The organism is Cohaesibacter marisflavi (assembly GCF_900115225.1).
In the GTDB taxonomy this organism is placed as follows: domain Bacteria; phylum Pseudomonadota; class Alphaproteobacteria; order Rhizobiales; family Cohaesibacteraceae; genus Cohaesibacter; species Cohaesibacter marisflavi.
Genome location: NZ_FOVR01000001.1, coordinates 494237 through 507134 on the forward strand (window position 1 = coordinate 494237; position 12898 = coordinate 507134).

The 12898-nt window shown below is 51.3% G+C and carries 18 protein-coding genes; 17 read left to right on the top strand and 1 reads right to left on the bottom strand.

What is annotated here, in order from left to right; genetic code table 11:
- Positions 1-45 precede the first annotated feature (45 nt).
- The 6 genes from BM258_RS24215 (at position 46) to BM258_RS02190 (ending at position 3749) form a co-directional block, all read left to right on the top strand.
- Positions 46-309: a hypothetical protein gene (locus tag BM258_RS24215; protein WP_139229183.1), complete on the top strand. Its 264-nt coding sequence runs from the start codon at positions 46-48 to the stop codon at positions 307-309.
- The gene (locus BM258_RS02170; RefSeq protein WP_090068365.1) at positions 306-539 is read left to right on the top strand and encodes a hypothetical protein; all 234 of its coding nucleotides are present in this window, start codon (positions 306-308) and stop codon (positions 537-539) included. Before BM258_RS24215 ends, BM258_RS02170 begins: the two co-directional genes overlap by 4 nt.
- Complete coding sequence (locus tag BM258_RS02175; RefSeq protein ID WP_090068367.1) at positions 524-745, top strand: hypothetical protein; 222 nt, start codon at positions 524-526, stop codon at positions 743-745. Before BM258_RS02170 ends, BM258_RS02175 begins: the two co-directional genes overlap by 16 nt.
- Positions 738-1574, top strand: coding sequence for a helix-turn-helix domain-containing protein (locus BM258_RS02180; protein ID WP_090068369.1), 837 nt, complete (start codon positions 738-740; stop codon positions 1572-1574). The genes BM258_RS02175 and BM258_RS02180 overlap by 8 nt, the downstream gene beginning before the upstream one ends.
- 32 nt (positions 1575-1606) lie before the next feature.
- Positions 1607-1993, top strand: a complete 387-nt coding sequence (locus tag BM258_RS02185) for an HNH endonuclease (protein WP_090068371.1) — start codon at positions 1607-1609, stop codon at positions 1991-1993.
- 493 nt (positions 1994-2486) lie between these two features.
- Complete coding sequence (locus BM258_RS02190; protein ID WP_139229184.1) at positions 2487-3749, top strand: hypothetical protein; 1263 nt, start codon at positions 2487-2489, stop codon at positions 3747-3749.
- A gap of 38 nt (positions 3750-3787) precedes the next feature.
- On the opposite strand, the gene BM258_RS02195 is transcribed toward BM258_RS02190, so the two are convergent.
- Positions 3788-4681 carry a DUF2971 domain-containing protein gene (locus tag BM258_RS02195; protein ID WP_090068374.1) on the bottom strand — a complete coding sequence of 298 codons (894 nt, stop codon included), beginning with the start codon at positions 4679-4681 and terminating at the stop codon, positions 3788-3790.
- Positions 4682-4882: 201 nt separating this feature from the next.
- Between BM258_RS02195 and BM258_RS02200 the strand changes: the two genes are divergently transcribed.
- The 11 genes from BM258_RS02200 to BM258_RS02250 all read left to right on the top strand — a co-directional run bounded on the left by BM258_RS02200 (position 4883) and on the right by BM258_RS02250 (position 12889).
- Positions 4883-5350, top strand: coding sequence for a P27 family phage terminase small subunit (locus tag BM258_RS02200; protein ID WP_090068376.1), 468 nt, complete (start codon positions 4883-4885; stop codon positions 5348-5350).
- The gene (locus tag BM258_RS02205) at positions 5347-7059 is read left to right on the top strand and encodes a terminase large subunit (RefSeq protein ID WP_090068378.1); all 1713 of its coding nucleotides are present in this window, start codon (positions 5347-5349) and stop codon (positions 7057-7059) included. The genes BM258_RS02200 and BM258_RS02205 overlap by 4 nt, the downstream gene beginning before the upstream one ends.
- 134 nt (positions 7060-7193) lie before the next feature.
- Entirely contained in the window at positions 7194-8393 is a 1200-nt protein-coding gene (locus BM258_RS02210) for a phage portal protein (protein ID WP_090068380.1), read from the top strand.
- The gene (locus BM258_RS02215; RefSeq protein ID WP_175527880.1) at positions 8383-9057 is read left to right on the top strand and encodes an HK97 family phage prohead protease; all 675 of its coding nucleotides are present in this window, start codon (positions 8383-8385) and stop codon (positions 9055-9057) included. Before BM258_RS02210 ends, BM258_RS02215 begins: the two co-directional genes overlap by 11 nt.
- Positions 9058-9082: 25 nt before the next feature.
- Positions 9083-10288, top strand: coding sequence for a phage major capsid protein (locus BM258_RS02220; protein WP_090068382.1), 1206 nt, complete (start codon positions 9083-9085; stop codon positions 10286-10288).
- Positions 10289-10352: 64 nt separating this feature from the next.
- Positions 10353-10691 carry a hypothetical protein gene (locus BM258_RS02225; RefSeq protein ID WP_090068384.1) on the top strand — a complete coding sequence of 113 codons (339 nt, stop codon included), beginning with the start codon at positions 10353-10355 and terminating at the stop codon, positions 10689-10691.
- Complete coding sequence (locus tag BM258_RS02230; protein ID WP_090068386.1) at positions 10688-11266, top strand: head-tail connector protein; 579 nt, start codon at positions 10688-10690, stop codon at positions 11264-11266. Before BM258_RS02225 ends, BM258_RS02230 begins: the two co-directional genes overlap by 4 nt.
- Positions 11266-11598 (top strand): phage head closure protein, encoded by a 333-nt coding sequence (locus BM258_RS02235; RefSeq protein ID WP_090068388.1) that lies wholly within the window; start codon positions 11266-11268, stop codon positions 11596-11598. Before BM258_RS02230 ends, BM258_RS02235 begins: the two co-directional genes overlap by 1 nt.
- The gene (locus BM258_RS02240; protein WP_090068390.1) at positions 11598-12038 is read left to right on the top strand and encodes an HK97 gp10 family phage protein; all 441 of its coding nucleotides are present in this window, start codon (positions 11598-11600) and stop codon (positions 12036-12038) included. The genes BM258_RS02235 and BM258_RS02240 overlap by 1 nt, the downstream gene beginning before the upstream one ends.
- Positions 12039-12041: 3 nt before the next feature.
- On the top strand, positions 12042-12467 hold the full coding sequence (locus BM258_RS02245) for a DUF3168 domain-containing protein (RefSeq protein ID WP_090068393.1): 426 nt from the start codon (positions 12042-12044) through the stop codon (positions 12465-12467).
- Positions 12464-12889 carry a phage tail tube protein gene (locus BM258_RS02250; RefSeq protein WP_090068395.1) on the top strand — a complete coding sequence of 142 codons (426 nt, stop codon included), beginning with the start codon at positions 12464-12466 and terminating at the stop codon, positions 12887-12889. The genes BM258_RS02245 and BM258_RS02250 overlap by 4 nt, the downstream gene beginning before the upstream one ends.
- Positions 12890-12898: the final 9 nt, after the last annotated feature.

Below are 12898 nucleotides of genomic sequence, written 5' to 3' on the forward strand. Positions count from 1 at the left end.
CTCTCAGCGGTCAGGTTTGTAAAATCTGATACGAGGAGGCTTGCCATGGCTTTGGCGGCAAACAGGCGGAATCCGCCCACACACCTATCCATATATCTAGACCAGATAGACCTTGCGCTGGAGGCAGAACGCACGCTGATTGATGCGATGCTGTTCGTTGCCAATGAAACACTTTGCGATGGCCGTGAAGGCCCAATGCTGCATGGTTTGCTCTATCTTCTAAGCGAGCACCAAGCCAAAACCGAACAAGCCGCCTCTGAAGCACATAGAGCCTTGAGAGAGCTAAGAGCTGCGAGGGCTTCGGCATGAAGAGCTACAACGCGGGCCTCGTGCAGCGGGCCAATAAAATCGGGATTGTCACCGAGGCGGCATTTCTGGACGCCTGCCAAGAGTTGCTTGAAGCGCCGACGCTGGTTGACCTTGGCAGCATCTTTTCAGCGCACTTGGGCACGGTTCGCCTGTTTGGAGGCGATGCCGTGGCGCTCTTTACCGAGGTTCACACCTTCAGGAAAGGAGAGCTGCGATGCACAAGGCTGTGATTGTGGCCTCTGTGGCGCTGCTGTGGGGCTTTGTTGCTCTGGTGCTGGTCGGTGTTCCGGCGTTGGCTCTCTTATGCCCTGAAGGGCTTTTGAGCGCGCCTTCATGGGTGGCTGGTGTTGTCCGTGTGGTTGGCTATGGCGCCTTTGTGCTGTGGCTGGTTGGCACTGAGGTCTATTTGCGCAAGGAGGCCCATAAGCATGACTGACATTCTCATCCATCGTTCAACGCCTTCAGCCAACTATACTGTGTTGCGCAATGAGATCTTCGATGCTGGGCTTGGTATGGAGGCGCTGGGGCTGCTGACTTATCTTATCTCGCGCCCGGCAAACTGGAAGGTTTCGCAAGGCCAACTTCGCAAGCAATTCGGGATCGGGCGCGACAAGCTTCTTCGTATCTTGAAAGAGCTGGAAGGCGTTGGCTATATCGTTCGGCGCAGGCTGCGCGACCCTGAAACAAAGTCTTTCCAGAAGACGGAATTCTGCGTCTATGACCAGCCGGTGACGGATGAAGAGGGCGAGCCAGACTGCGAAACCGAAGAGAGTGCAGAGCCACGTCCTGAAAAGCCGTCGCCGGAAAAGCCGGATACGGCTGAGCCGGATACGGGTAAGCCGGAGTCGGCAAATCCGCACCTAACAAGTAATGATTATATAATAAATAATTATATTAATAACCCTAAATCCCAAGATCCGCCTGACTTCAGCGCCTTGATGGCGATGGAACCGCATGAACGGGCCAAGGCGATGAAGCGTTGGGGGCTGACGCCTGCCAGCTTTGGCAAGATAGCGCGAGAGATGGGGCTCAATCCGAGAGCGCTCAAGCAAAACCCGAGGGCCAAGGCGAAGGCCGGAACGCCAGTGCCGCCAGAGCGTCAGCGGGTGTTCGTGGTGCAGTATTCGCCTCAGTGGGAGGCTTGGGTCAAACATCGCGGCAGGGCCATTCCGACCGGCAACTATCGCGATCCTGAGACTGGACGTTTCCTGACCGGATGGTGGTTCGATACCCTCTGGCCTCCGGGCTGGGCTGAAGGCTCGTAAGGCTCGGCAAGACAGGGAAAGGGGAAATCACCATGCCAACAGCACCAGGCACATTCAAGGCTCCATGGGCACCAAAGCGAACCAAGCAGGACAGGGAACGGTCCAACGACAAGGAACGGCGCAAGCGGCATCCATGGCGCGGTTGGTACAAGCTGGCGGCGTGGAAGAAAATTAGGGCGCGGAGGCTGGCGAGCGATCCGCTTTGCGTGATGTGCTTGGCAGAAGGCAAGACGACAGCGGCAACTGTGGTTGACCATATCGAGCCGCATCGGGGCAACCGGGATTTGTTCTTCAGCTATGCCAACACGCAAAGCCTATGCGAAGCGCACCACAACAGAGACAAGCAGCGCATCGAAGCAAACGGCGAAACGCAAAGTCCATCGCCAAGACCAAAACCCGAGCCTAATTTCCATTTCTGATGGGGAGGGGGGGGCGGTCAAATCTTCCCAACTCCACCCCCTGCGGACCGGCGGGGTAGAACCATTTTTACGGGGCTTGAATTTAAAAGAGAAAACCCATTAAGTGTATGAATTTATTTATTTTATTGTCATGAAAAATTATTTTCTGAATAATTTGGAGCGGCGCGAGATACCGTTAGATTGCCAAAGAAGGCGGCGGGAGTAGAGACCTAAGGTCTTTTGCTTAATTCCAAAATTGCAACTTTAATCAGATAAGACATAAATTCGTCTCCCAAGTCTTCAGATACAAATAGAGCATTTAGAAGATGCTCCTGCAATTGCTGGATTGGCATTTTCTGAGAAGAAGAATGGCAAGCAGATGAGTTTGAGATATTGTACATCATTTACAACCCTGTTGAAAATTTGAGTGGTATTAGATAAAATTACAACTGTTTTAAATTGATCGTATATGGAAATAATCTGGAAAAATTTTTTATTTAAGGAATTGAATTTTATGGGTAATTTAAATGCTAGATCCGGTGCCCATCTTAAAAGGCTGGCCATGGCACAGTCAGTGCAGAGCGCAATTGACCTGCTCATCGAGGCAAGGGCAGAAGAGAGGGGAGTGGGAAAGTGTGATTTTCTCGAAAATCTGACTGAAGTAGACGCAAGTCATTGGAACAAGATTGTCAACGGAAAGGCCACATTGACCTTAAATAAATTCAAATTACTTACTCAGCGTCTTTGCGTGACCGAGGAAGAAGAATATATAATTTTACAACATTATGAAAAAAATCGCAATTCTATCAAAGAAAATAGATTTCGTAAAAAGTCGTTCAATAATATGAGTCGATCTCAAATCGAAAATACATTTTTTTCATCTGGAGTTTCTTTCAAAGATTTATGTGATTATAATATTATCTTGAATTATATTAGTAATACTATAGAATTAGAGAGAAAAAAAGGAAACTTGCTAACCACAAGAAAATTAATACTTTCGGTTCTGCTAAGCTTGAAACGAAAATATATCACGCTACCAGATTCTGTGATGGAAGATGTCGTCACTGAGTTACTTTCCAATTATGCATATGTTGGACATATTCAGGCTGACGATATATTGTTCAAAGATGCGCTCGGTGAGCTGGAGAAACCATTTTGGAAACAATGGGATAAAGGTGGATTGAGCGCGCTTCGTCTACATTTGTATAGGAGATTTTTTGATGAATTTCTTGGGGTCGACAAGAAAAAGATTTATCAGTATCAACTAAAAGCATATAAAATTCTTAAATCAAGTGACGTTAATGAGATGCGGTATCATCAAGTGATCGTCAATAAGAATAAAATGGATATTGATATTGGTTTTAAAAAAATAGAAGATCAAGAGAAATTGAAAAGAACTTTATTTATAAGGGATAAAGTTAATTATACTGATGAAGAACTGGCGATGGTGTCAAATATATACGCGATTTATTTGATGCGACAAGGCCGGTTAGATGATGCAAATGTTGTGCTTGCTCGTGCTATTACGGAACTTGACAAAAATCTCGGGAAATTTTCATGGGGAAGAGCGAATATAAGAGAACGCCAGGGTGTTTGTGCTCTCACAGAATTCGAACTGACTGGAAATATAGATTTAGCGGAAAGTGCACTTGGCTATTTTGATGATGCACTTCAACTTAGTCGGAGGTTAGGTAATACTATTTTTGAAGATCGCATTTTTCATGCTCGAATGCAGATTTTAGCGAAAAGCGGCATTTCAGCTAATGTGGCTGGATGAAAGATTTTTAAGAGTCTGGAATTCAATAGAAAAAACCATTAAGTGTTTGTATATTCTGCAAATTTCAGTGAGTAAGATGTTGGGTCAGCTGATACATATTGGAATGCGGCTTGTGGATATGCATTTTTGAATTGCTCAAATATTTCGGTTCTTTGATCTGCAGTGGTTCGCTGCCCGAATATTATATTGCAAAGCTCTTGTGCCCCAAATGGGAGATCTTCGTAGTCAGCAATTTTGTTTCTCCCCATTCCAGAAAATAAGCGAACTTCTTGTTCGTGTTCCCATTCAACTGTCTTCGTGTAAGCAATTGTATCAACTATTCGCTTCACTCCTTTATCGGGCCACCCAAGTGTAAGATTTATAAAAAAGTCATCGTCTAAAAGAGGGGGGAGTTCCTTAACATATCTCATTGGTCTAGCGAGTGGCCACGGACTATCCAGACCCTCCACGCAACGAAAACCGAGCACGATTCCTTTATGAGAATCTGCATAATTTCCCCACATTGCTGTATTTGCGGGGTTCATTGTTAGGCACAAAGCTTTGCATTTTTCTAGCTGTTTTCTGACTTCTGACATTGCGCTTGGATAAACTTTCTTAACCCTTTCTAAGCTTTCGGGGATGGAGCTTAATAAAGCGTCCATTATTTGTTTTTTTACTTGTTCATCTTCCTTTGGTGAAATAGTGCGCAGTAAAACTCCAAGTGGGCTTTGTGGTCCAGCTTTAACCTCTCCATCTAATACCCGTTGTATTTGTGTCTTAATTTTATGAGTAATCTCTCTCTCGTTAACAAGTAGAGGCGGGATGAATTGAAGATCGAGAGGGTCGTTGAAAAGGGAAGGTGTCGACCAACGTAAAGTTTGGTTTTGAAGCACTATTTTTGCGACATCTAACGACATGTACTTGTAGTAAATCTTATTTTCGGTCTTATGCATTGGATTGCCTGTCGGGAATGTAGTCAAAACAATTATGGTGCACCCTATATTTATAAAGTGCGCGGAATGCAACTTATCAACCAAATGAAATCCAATTCCATCATGTGAGGGCTGGCGGGTTTTCCTGCTAGCCCTTTCTTGTGACTGGAAAGGCCTGCCCGGTTCTTTGCACCCGAACCGGGCGGGCCGCTTGGGGTTGATATGGCTAGAGGCAGAAAACCGGATCTTGAAAATGTTGTCCCTATGAAGGCGACAGACGGGTTGACGCATGAAGAGCGTGCAGAACGGGACGCGGCGGCGCTGAAACCGTTCGACCTGACCGAATATGAAGCGCAAATCTGGGATAGGATCGCGCCACAGTTGGCACAGCAAGGCAGGCTTAAGCCCTATTATGTGGACACGGTGGCCGAATATTGCCGCGCGTTGATCCGCATGCGGGCCTTGCGTTCAACCTTGCAGGAAGAGGGCGAGACCTACACGGTCAGCGGGCGCAACGGTAAGCAGTATAAATCCCGTCCGGAAGTGGCGCAGCTCAACGAGACTTGGCGGCAATGGCGCAACCTGACTGCAGCGCTTGGCCTATCGCCAACCGATGAACGCGGGCTTGCAGAAGGGCAAGGCGACCTATTCCCGGATGCTGACAATCCCTTTGCAGGGATGGGCGCATGAGCGCGCTTGTGATCGATGCTGAGCTGTATCCACGCACCGCGTCGGCCTTCCAATATGTGGACGATGTTTTAAACGGTGTGATTCCTGCTTGTCGATGGGTGCGGCTGGCGTGCGAGCGGCACCGGCGCGACCTGGAGCAAGCGGCGGGGGATTTGTTCGGCTTTCGGTTCGAGCCTGCCAAATCTGAAAAGGTTTTGATCTTTATCGAGGCCATGCCCCACACAAAGGGCAGGTGGGCAGCACAACGCAAAAGGCTTGTGTTGGAACCATGGCAGCGCTTTTTTGTGGCGTCCCTCTTCGGGTGGGTGCGCAAGCTGGACGGGTTGCGGCGCTTTCGCGAAGGGCGGCTCATGGTGCCGCGTAAAAACGGCAAGTCGGCGCTGGCGGCTGGCATTGGCAACTATATGCTGTCTGCTGACGGTGAATATGGGGCTGAGGTCTATAGCGGCGCGACCACGCAAAAGCAGGCCTTCGAGGTCTTCAAACCGGCGCGCCTGATGGCGAAAAACACACCCATGTTTCGGCGCACTTTGGGCGTCGAGGTGGCCGCGCAAAAGCTGACGACCAAAATGGGCGGGGTGTTTGAGCCGCTTGTGGGCGATCCGGGCGATGGTGCATCGCCTTCTTGCGGTATCGTTGACGAATATCACGAACACACAACCGACAAGCTTTATGACACGCTTAAAACCGGCATGGGCGCGCGCGATCAGCCCTTGATGCTAGTGATTACCACGGCGGGCGATAACATCGCGGGGCCGTGTTACATGGCCTTTGATGAACTCAAGAATGTTCTTGAGGGTGTGATTGAAGATGATGAGCTTTTCGGGCTGGTCTATACGATTGACGAGGGCGACGACTGGACGGATCCGGCGAACCTGATCAAGGCTAACCCGAATTTCGGGGTGTCGGTCGGGGATGAGTTTTTGCGCTCTGAGCAGCAAAAGGCAATCCGTACCCCACGCAACCAAGCGCGATTTAAGACAAAGCATCTCAACGTCTGGATCTCGGCCAAGACTGCCTATTTCAATATGGAAGATTGGAACAAGCAGGCCGACCCGGATTTGTGCATCCCAGAAGGGGACGAGGTGGCGCGCTTTGGGGCGCTCGACCTTTCCAGCAAGTTGGATATTACCGCGCGTCTTGACCTGTGGCGCAAGCTGGTGAATGGCAAGCATCATTACTATGTGGTTGCACCGCGCTTTTATCTGCCTGAAGAGACAGCCCAAGACCCTGAGAAAAAGCATTATCTGGAATGGTCAGAAACCGGCGCGCTCACTGTGACCGATGGCAATATCATCGATTACAACGTGATCAAGGATGACATTGAAGACGATCACGAATGCTTCCCCTTTGAGCGGATCGGTTATGACCCTTGGGGCGCAACACAGTTGGTTTTGGAAATTCAAAACGAGCTGAACATCGAGGTTACCGAATATCCTCAACGTGTCGTCACGCTTTCCGAGCCCATGAAGTGGGTTGAGGCGCTCTTGAAGGATGGCCGTTTGCACCATGATGGCAACCCGGTTTTGACCTGGATGATATCAAACGTCATCGCCAAGCCTGACGCCAACGACAATGTGTTTCCACGCAAACCATCTGACGAAAAGAAGATTGACGGGGCGGTGGCCCTGATCATGGCTCTGGGGTTGGCCATGGCTGAGGACCAGAACGAAGACGAGGACATGGATAGCTATTTCGCATCCCTGTAAATCCTCGCTTTTTGCGGCTTTGGCGGCACGCTTTGGGCAGAAGATATCAACCAAAGCGGGGGCGGTGTTAGCTTTGCTTCAACAAGTTTGTTGCCAACAAACGCAATCAAATTTGCATCAATTGGAGGTGCAGAGTGGACTTAATCAATCGCATCAAGTCGGCCGTTGTTCGCAGCCTGACGATACGTGAGCCGAATGGCTGGGTGTCTGATGCAGCGCGCGCAGACAGCGGCGAACTTGTCACCTTCGAAACCGCCATGGCGCTCTCTGCGGTTTGGGCTTGTGTCAATTTGCTTTCCGGCACTATCAGCACCTTGCCGCTCTCAGTTTACAAGCGAGACGACGACACCCGAGTGGATGCAAGCAAGCACCCTCTTTATAGCCTTCTGCACGATAGTCCGAATTTCAATCAGACTGCGGTTGATTTTTGGGAGCTTATGGCTGCTTCGCTAGAACTGAAAGGCAACGCCTTTGCTCGCAAGGTAAAGACAGGCAACCGGATTGTTGCGCTTGAACCGATATATGTTGAGGTCCTTGTTACTAAAAACATTGATGGCAGCTTGCGCTATCGCTGGACTGAAGACGGAAATAGTTTTGATGTATCTGAAGCCGATGTTTTGCATATTCGCGGCTTTGGCGGCAATGCGCTTGGTGGCTTTTCGACGCTGCATTTTGCGCGCAATTCCTTCGGGATTGCACGGGCCGTGGACAAATCGGCAGGCTCGACCTTCAAAAATGGTATGCGCCCGAGCGGTGCCCTGACCTTTGAGAAGTTTCTCAATGAAGAGCAGCGCAAGATTGTTGAAGAACGGCTGGTCAAAAAATTCTATGGCGCGGTCAATTCCGGGCGTCCTCTCATTCTGGAAGGTGGCACCAAATGGGAGCCGCTCACGATCAATCCTGAAGACGCGCAAATGCTGGAAAGTCGCAAATTCTCGGTTGAAGAGATTTGCCGGTTTTTCGGGGTGCCGCCGCATATGGTCGGCCACACAGAAAAGAACACCTCATTTGGCACTGGCCTTGAGCAACAAACCCTCAGTTTCATCAAATTCACTTTGCGGCGGCGTTTGAAGCGCATCGAGCAGAGCATTAACAAGCAGCTCTTAACTCCTGCGGATAGGGCGGCAGGATTCTACGTTGAATTTGATCTTGAAGAACTTTTGCGCGGGGATAGCAAGGCGCGCGCCGAGTACTACGAGTCCGGCCTAAGGGTCGGTTGGTTCAAGCTAAATGAAGTTCGAAAAAAGGAAAAATTGCCTCCAGTTCCTGGGGGCGACGTTGTGCGCATACAAATGCAGAATGTGCCGATAACGGAGGCGGGAAATGCAAATTGATACCAAAATTACAGCGCCAATTCTTGACGTGAAATCCCTTTCCGAGAAGGGCGAATTTGAAGGCTATGCCAGCACCTTCGGCGGTGAACCTGACGATTACGGCGATATCATTGCACCGGGCGCTTATGCCGACAGCATCGCAGAGCATGTTGCAAGTGGCACCATGCCAAAGTTGTTCTGGCAGCATAACAGGGACCAGCCAATCGGGCGTTGGCTCGAAATGCAGGAAGACGACAAGGGGCTTTTTGTTCGCGGCAAGCTCAATATGGGTGTGCAGTGCGCACGCGAAGTCCATGAGCTTTTGAAAGAAGGAGACATTGACGGGCTCTCTATCGGCTATCGCATCAAGGAATATTCCGTTGATACCGAAACCGGCGTCTGGACGCTGGAAAAAATCGACTTGCGCGAGATCTCCGTTGTTTCCATCGGGGCTAATCCGAATGCGTTGATTGGCAGCGTCAAGGCTCTCAAACAATCACACGATTTGACAGAACGGCTCAAGGCTGGGGACCAGCTGACAGAGCGCGAGTTTGAAATGTGGCTCAAGGGATTGGGTTTTTCAAACTCACAGGCGGAACGTGCCGCGCGGCTCCACCTGATCGGGCAGGGGGATCCTGCCAAAGCGGACGATGACCGGGCTTTCTTGCAAGCCTTGTTGCATTAATTCAGCACCCACAGGAGCAAATATCATGGCTGATAAAAAGACACCTGAAGAACTGGCAGCGGAAGTCAAAGCCGGTTTTGAAACAGCAATCGACAAAGTGAAGGAAGTTGCTGAAGAGGCTTTGGGCAAAGCGGCGAAGGGCGAAAAGCTGACCGAGACCACCAAGGAAACGGCAGACGAAGCCTTGCTTAAAATGAACGAGCTGAAAGGCCAGTTTGAAGAATTCGAGCAGAAGATGGCGCGGATCGGCTCAAACCCTGCTGAGCGTGCAAAAAGCATCGGTGAGCAGTTTATCGATGATGAGCAGGTCAAATCATGGATTGCGGATGGCCCGACCAAGGGCAAGGCCGATATGAAGATCAAGGCCACGATCACCACGGCCACCACAGACGCGGCGGGTTCTGTTGGCGGGGCGATTGCGCCACAGCGTGTGCCTGGCATTCAGGAATTGCCACAGCGTCGCATGACGGTACGCGACCTGCTTTCGCCTGGTGATATGTCATCGCCTAGCCTTGAATATGTGCAGGAAACTGGCTTTTCCAACAATGCAGCACCGGTGGCCGAAGGGGCTGCAAAGCCATCCTCGGACATTCAGCTTGATTTGAAAAGCACAAGCGCCAAGGTGATTGCCCATTGGTTCAAAGCATCCAAGCAATCGCTTGATGATGTGCCGCAATTGCGCTCGTTGATCGATAACCGGCTGTTGTACGGTCTGGCCTACAAGGAAGAATTGCAGCTTTTGAGCGGTGACGGTACCGGCCAGAACCTGCTTGGTCTCATTCCGCAAGCAACTGGTTATGCAGAGCCGTTTACGCCCGATTCTGGCACCAATATTGACACCTTGCGCCTTGCGATGCTGCAAGCCGTGCTGGCTGAATATCCGGCAACCGGTCATGTGCTCAACCCGATTGATTGGGCGCGCATCGAGCTGACCAAGGACGGGCAGGGCAAATATATCATTGGTCAGCCGCAAGGCTCGATCACGCCCACGCTCTGGAATTTGCCGGTGGTCCAGACACAGGCCATCTCTGAAGACAAATTCCTGACCGGTGCTTTCAAGATGGCTGCACAGGTCTTTGACCTCTGGCAGGCGCGTGTTGAGGTTGGTTTTGAAAATGACGACTTCACCAAAAACCTTATCACCATTCTGGGCGAAGAGCGTTTGGCGCTGGCTGTCTATCGGCCTGAAGCCTTCATCTATGGCGATTTTGGCAACGTTGCTGACGCGTAACAACAGGCGGTGACCAAGAGGGGCGGCGCGCTGTCCCTCTTCAATCAATCAAAAGGATACGATCATGGTTAAGCGAGATTACACGGTTTTGCGCCCGCATCTGGGCGACAAAATGTATGAAAAAGGCGACACGCGCACAGCCGAAGAGGCGAGCGTGGGCCACCTTGTCAAAGCCGGTGTGTTGGCTGAAGTGAAGGAAGAACCACCCGTTGAACTCAGCGGCGGGGATGATGAACCGGCGCAAGCTGTGGCTGAGCCTGACAAGGCGGAAACCGCCAGCGCGGCACCGGAAACCAAGGCGGCGGCAAGCGTGCCCGAAACAAAGGCGTCGTTGTTCTCGGAAGCGGAAACGGCAGCAAAGAACGCCAAAAGCGCCAAGGCTGAAAGCGGGGCCGCAAAATGAAATTCGCGCCATACCAGATAACGGCACCGGATGCATTGCCGGTCACGTTGGACGAAATCAAGACGCATTGCCGCGTTGATGGTGAGAGTGAAGACGACTATTTGACAGGCCTTTTGCAAGCCGCTGTCAGTTATCTGGATGGTTACAGCGGCATCTTGGGCAAATGCCTGATGACACAGGAATGGGCGCAAGAATTTGAATGGTGGGGCGACTTTCCTCTTTGCCTCGGGCCGTTCCTTGATCTGACGTCCATTGCCTATTTTGACGGGGATGGGGAAAGCCAGACGGTGGATCTTTCGAGCGTGCGGATTGAGCGGCGCGTGCTTGAGACTTTTGCTTGCCTCAAGGTGGGCGCGAGCTGGCCAGATACCGACCCGGACGCAGGGCCTATTACGGTGACATGGCGGGCTGGATATGAGGATGCGGCGGCGGTGCCTGCGGGCATTCGGCACGCTATCAAGCTGATGGTCGGGCATTGGTTTGAAAATCGTGAAGCGGTTTTGGTGGGTGTTGCTGCCAATCAACTGCCCTTGGCGGTGGACGCGCTGATAGCGCCACACAGGAAGGTTTTGTGATGCAAGCGGGCAAGCTTAACAAGCGGGTGACGTTTCAAGAGCCTTTACATACTGACACCGCAAGCGGCGGGCAGGCTGAGAGCTGGGGCAATGATTTGACCGTGTGGGGTGGCTTTCGACCAGATCGGGCCAACGAGAAGGAAGGCGGCGGGCGGCTTGAGGCGACAGTGACCGGCCTTTTGCGGGTGCGCGGCTCTATCCAGACAATAGCCATCAATGAAGATTGGCGGGTTTTGATTGATGGCGAGATTTATTCGATTGGCGGCATCATCAACCCGGACCAGCGCGGGCGCGAATTGCAAATAACGGTCACACGCGGGGAGCTGGTTTGATGGCGAAAACAAAATGGATCGGCAAGGAAAAGGCTTTCGGAAAACTCAAAAGTCTAGCTCCAGCGATTGAAAAGGACTTAAGCCCAAGCCTTGAAAAAAGCGCCGATGAGTTGGCCGGTCTGGCGCGGCGTTATGCGCCCAAGAAAAGCGGTGACTATGCCCGATCAATCGAGGCGGACCAGATCAAGGAAGACAAGCAAACGCCAGCTTGGGGGCTGTTTGCTGATTTCATTTGGCGCTTTATCGAGTTTGGCACAAAGCCGGGCAGATACGGGGCGCGGACAAGCAGCGGCGGACGAGACAGGAAAGTTTACAGAACGCATCCGGGCACGGCTGCGAGTCCTCATATCTGGCCAGCCTACAGGATTTTGCAACGGCGCATCAAATCCAGAACATCCAGAACGATAAACAAGGCAATCAAGACGGTTGGGAGGCGGTGACCTATGGCGCTCGATTTTACAAAGGCGCAAGAGCAGCTTGTAAGCGCGCTGAAGGCTGCGGGGATCTGTGACGGGCGGATCTATGACTTTATGCCGGAAAGTCCCTCAAAGGGGCGTGCGGGCCATGTGGGGCAACATTATCCTTTCTGTGTTCTGGGCAACTTTGCCGGTGATGAAAGCGACGTTGGCAATCGGCTTGGGGAAGTGATTTTCCAAATGCTGGAGGTGCATAGCCGCGACAGGGGCAAGGCCGAAGCCATGGCCATTGCGGCGCAAATCCGCGACAGTTTGCATAAGGCCTCTTTCACGCTGTCCGATGGGGCAAGCATGCGGGTCATTTGGCGAGGGGAAGATATCAACGGACCCGAAAACAGGGTCTATTTTTGTGACATGCGTTTTGAAATCAAACTCTATGAGGCTTGCACATGACAAAGCATCTTGGTCAAGAGCTGTTTATTCAGGTTGAAGACCCTGAGACAGCGGATGCCTATGTCGATTTTTGCGGCATTTCCAGCACTGATTTTTCCATGGGGCCGGAAATGGTCGACCGCATTATTCCAGAATGCGACGGGGACCGGACGACACCGGCACAGGTGACCAAGCGGGCGGGCAATATTGATCTGAGCTTTACCGGCTCGGGTATTGCCGAAATCAACACCCGCACAACGGCCATTTTTGATGCCGCGCGCACCGGGGTAACACTCAATTTCAAAGTGACTGTGCCGAACTATGGCAGCTTTACCGGGCCTGCCTATGTCAAAATCACTTTTACCGGCAACACCAATGAAGACTTGGCGATTTCTGCTGAGTTCGGATGGGAAAGCGTGCCGACCTGGGCGGCGGCGGCATAAGGGGCGATC

Bases quoted from the DNA above. Each gene is read 5' to 3' on its own strand.
- BM258_RS02170 (WP_090068365.1), top strand. From the start codon at position 306: ATGAAGAGCTACAACGCGGGCCTCGTGCAGCGGGCCAATAAAATCGGG.
- BM258_RS02195 (WP_090068374.1), bottom strand. From the start codon at position 4,681: ATGCATAAGACCGAAAATAAGATTTACTACAAGTACATGTCGTTAGAT.
- BM258_RS02175 (WP_090068367.1), top strand. From the start codon at position 524: ATGCACAAGGCTGTGATTGTGGCCTCTGTGGCGCTGCTGTGGGGCTTT.
- BM258_RS02205 (WP_090068378.1), top strand. From the start codon at position 5,347: ATGAGCGCGCTTGTGATCGATGCTGAGCTGTATCCACGCACCGCGTCG.
- BM258_RS02215 (WP_175527880.1), top strand. From the start codon at position 8,383: ATGCAAATTGATACCAAAATTACAGCGCCAATTCTTGACGTGAAATCC.
- BM258_RS02180 (WP_090068369.1), top strand. From the start codon at position 738: ATGACTGACATTCTCATCCATCGTTCAACGCCTTCAGCCAACTATACT.
- BM258_RS02200 (WP_090068376.1), top strand. From the start codon at position 4,883: ATGGCTAGAGGCAGAAAACCGGATCTTGAAAATGTTGTCCCTATGAAG.
- BM258_RS02245 (WP_090068393.1), top strand. From the start codon at position 12,042: ATGGCGCTCGATTTTACAAAGGCGCAAGAGCAGCTTGTAAGCGCGCTG.
- BM258_RS02185 (WP_090068371.1), top strand. From the start codon at position 1,607: ATGCCAACAGCACCAGGCACATTCAAGGCTCCATGGGCACCAAAGCGA.
- BM258_RS02230 (WP_090068386.1), top strand. From the start codon at position 10,688: ATGAAATTCGCGCCATACCAGATAACGGCACCGGATGCATTGCCGGTC.
- BM258_RS02250 (WP_090068395.1), top strand. From the start codon at position 12,464: ATGACAAAGCATCTTGGTCAAGAGCTGTTTATTCAGGTTGAAGACCCT.
- BM258_RS02235 (WP_090068388.1), top strand. From the start codon at position 11,266: ATGCAAGCGGGCAAGCTTAACAAGCGGGTGACGTTTCAAGAGCCTTTA.
- BM258_RS02225 (WP_090068384.1), top strand. From the start codon at position 10,353: ATGGTTAAGCGAGATTACACGGTTTTGCGCCCGCATCTGGGCGACAAA.
- BM258_RS02190 (WP_139229184.1), top strand. From the start codon at position 2,487: ATGGGTAATTTAAATGCTAGATCCGGTGCCCATCTTAAAAGGCTGGCC.
- BM258_RS02240 (WP_090068390.1), top strand. From the start codon at position 11,598: ATGGCGAAAACAAAATGGATCGGCAAGGAAAAGGCTTTCGGAAAACTC.
- BM258_RS24215 (WP_139229183.1), top strand. From the start codon at position 46: ATGGCTTTGGCGGCAAACAGGCGGAATCCGCCCACACACCTATCCATA.
- BM258_RS02220 (WP_090068382.1), top strand. From the start codon at position 9,083: ATGGCTGATAAAAAGACACCTGAAGAACTGGCAGCGGAAGTCAAAGCC.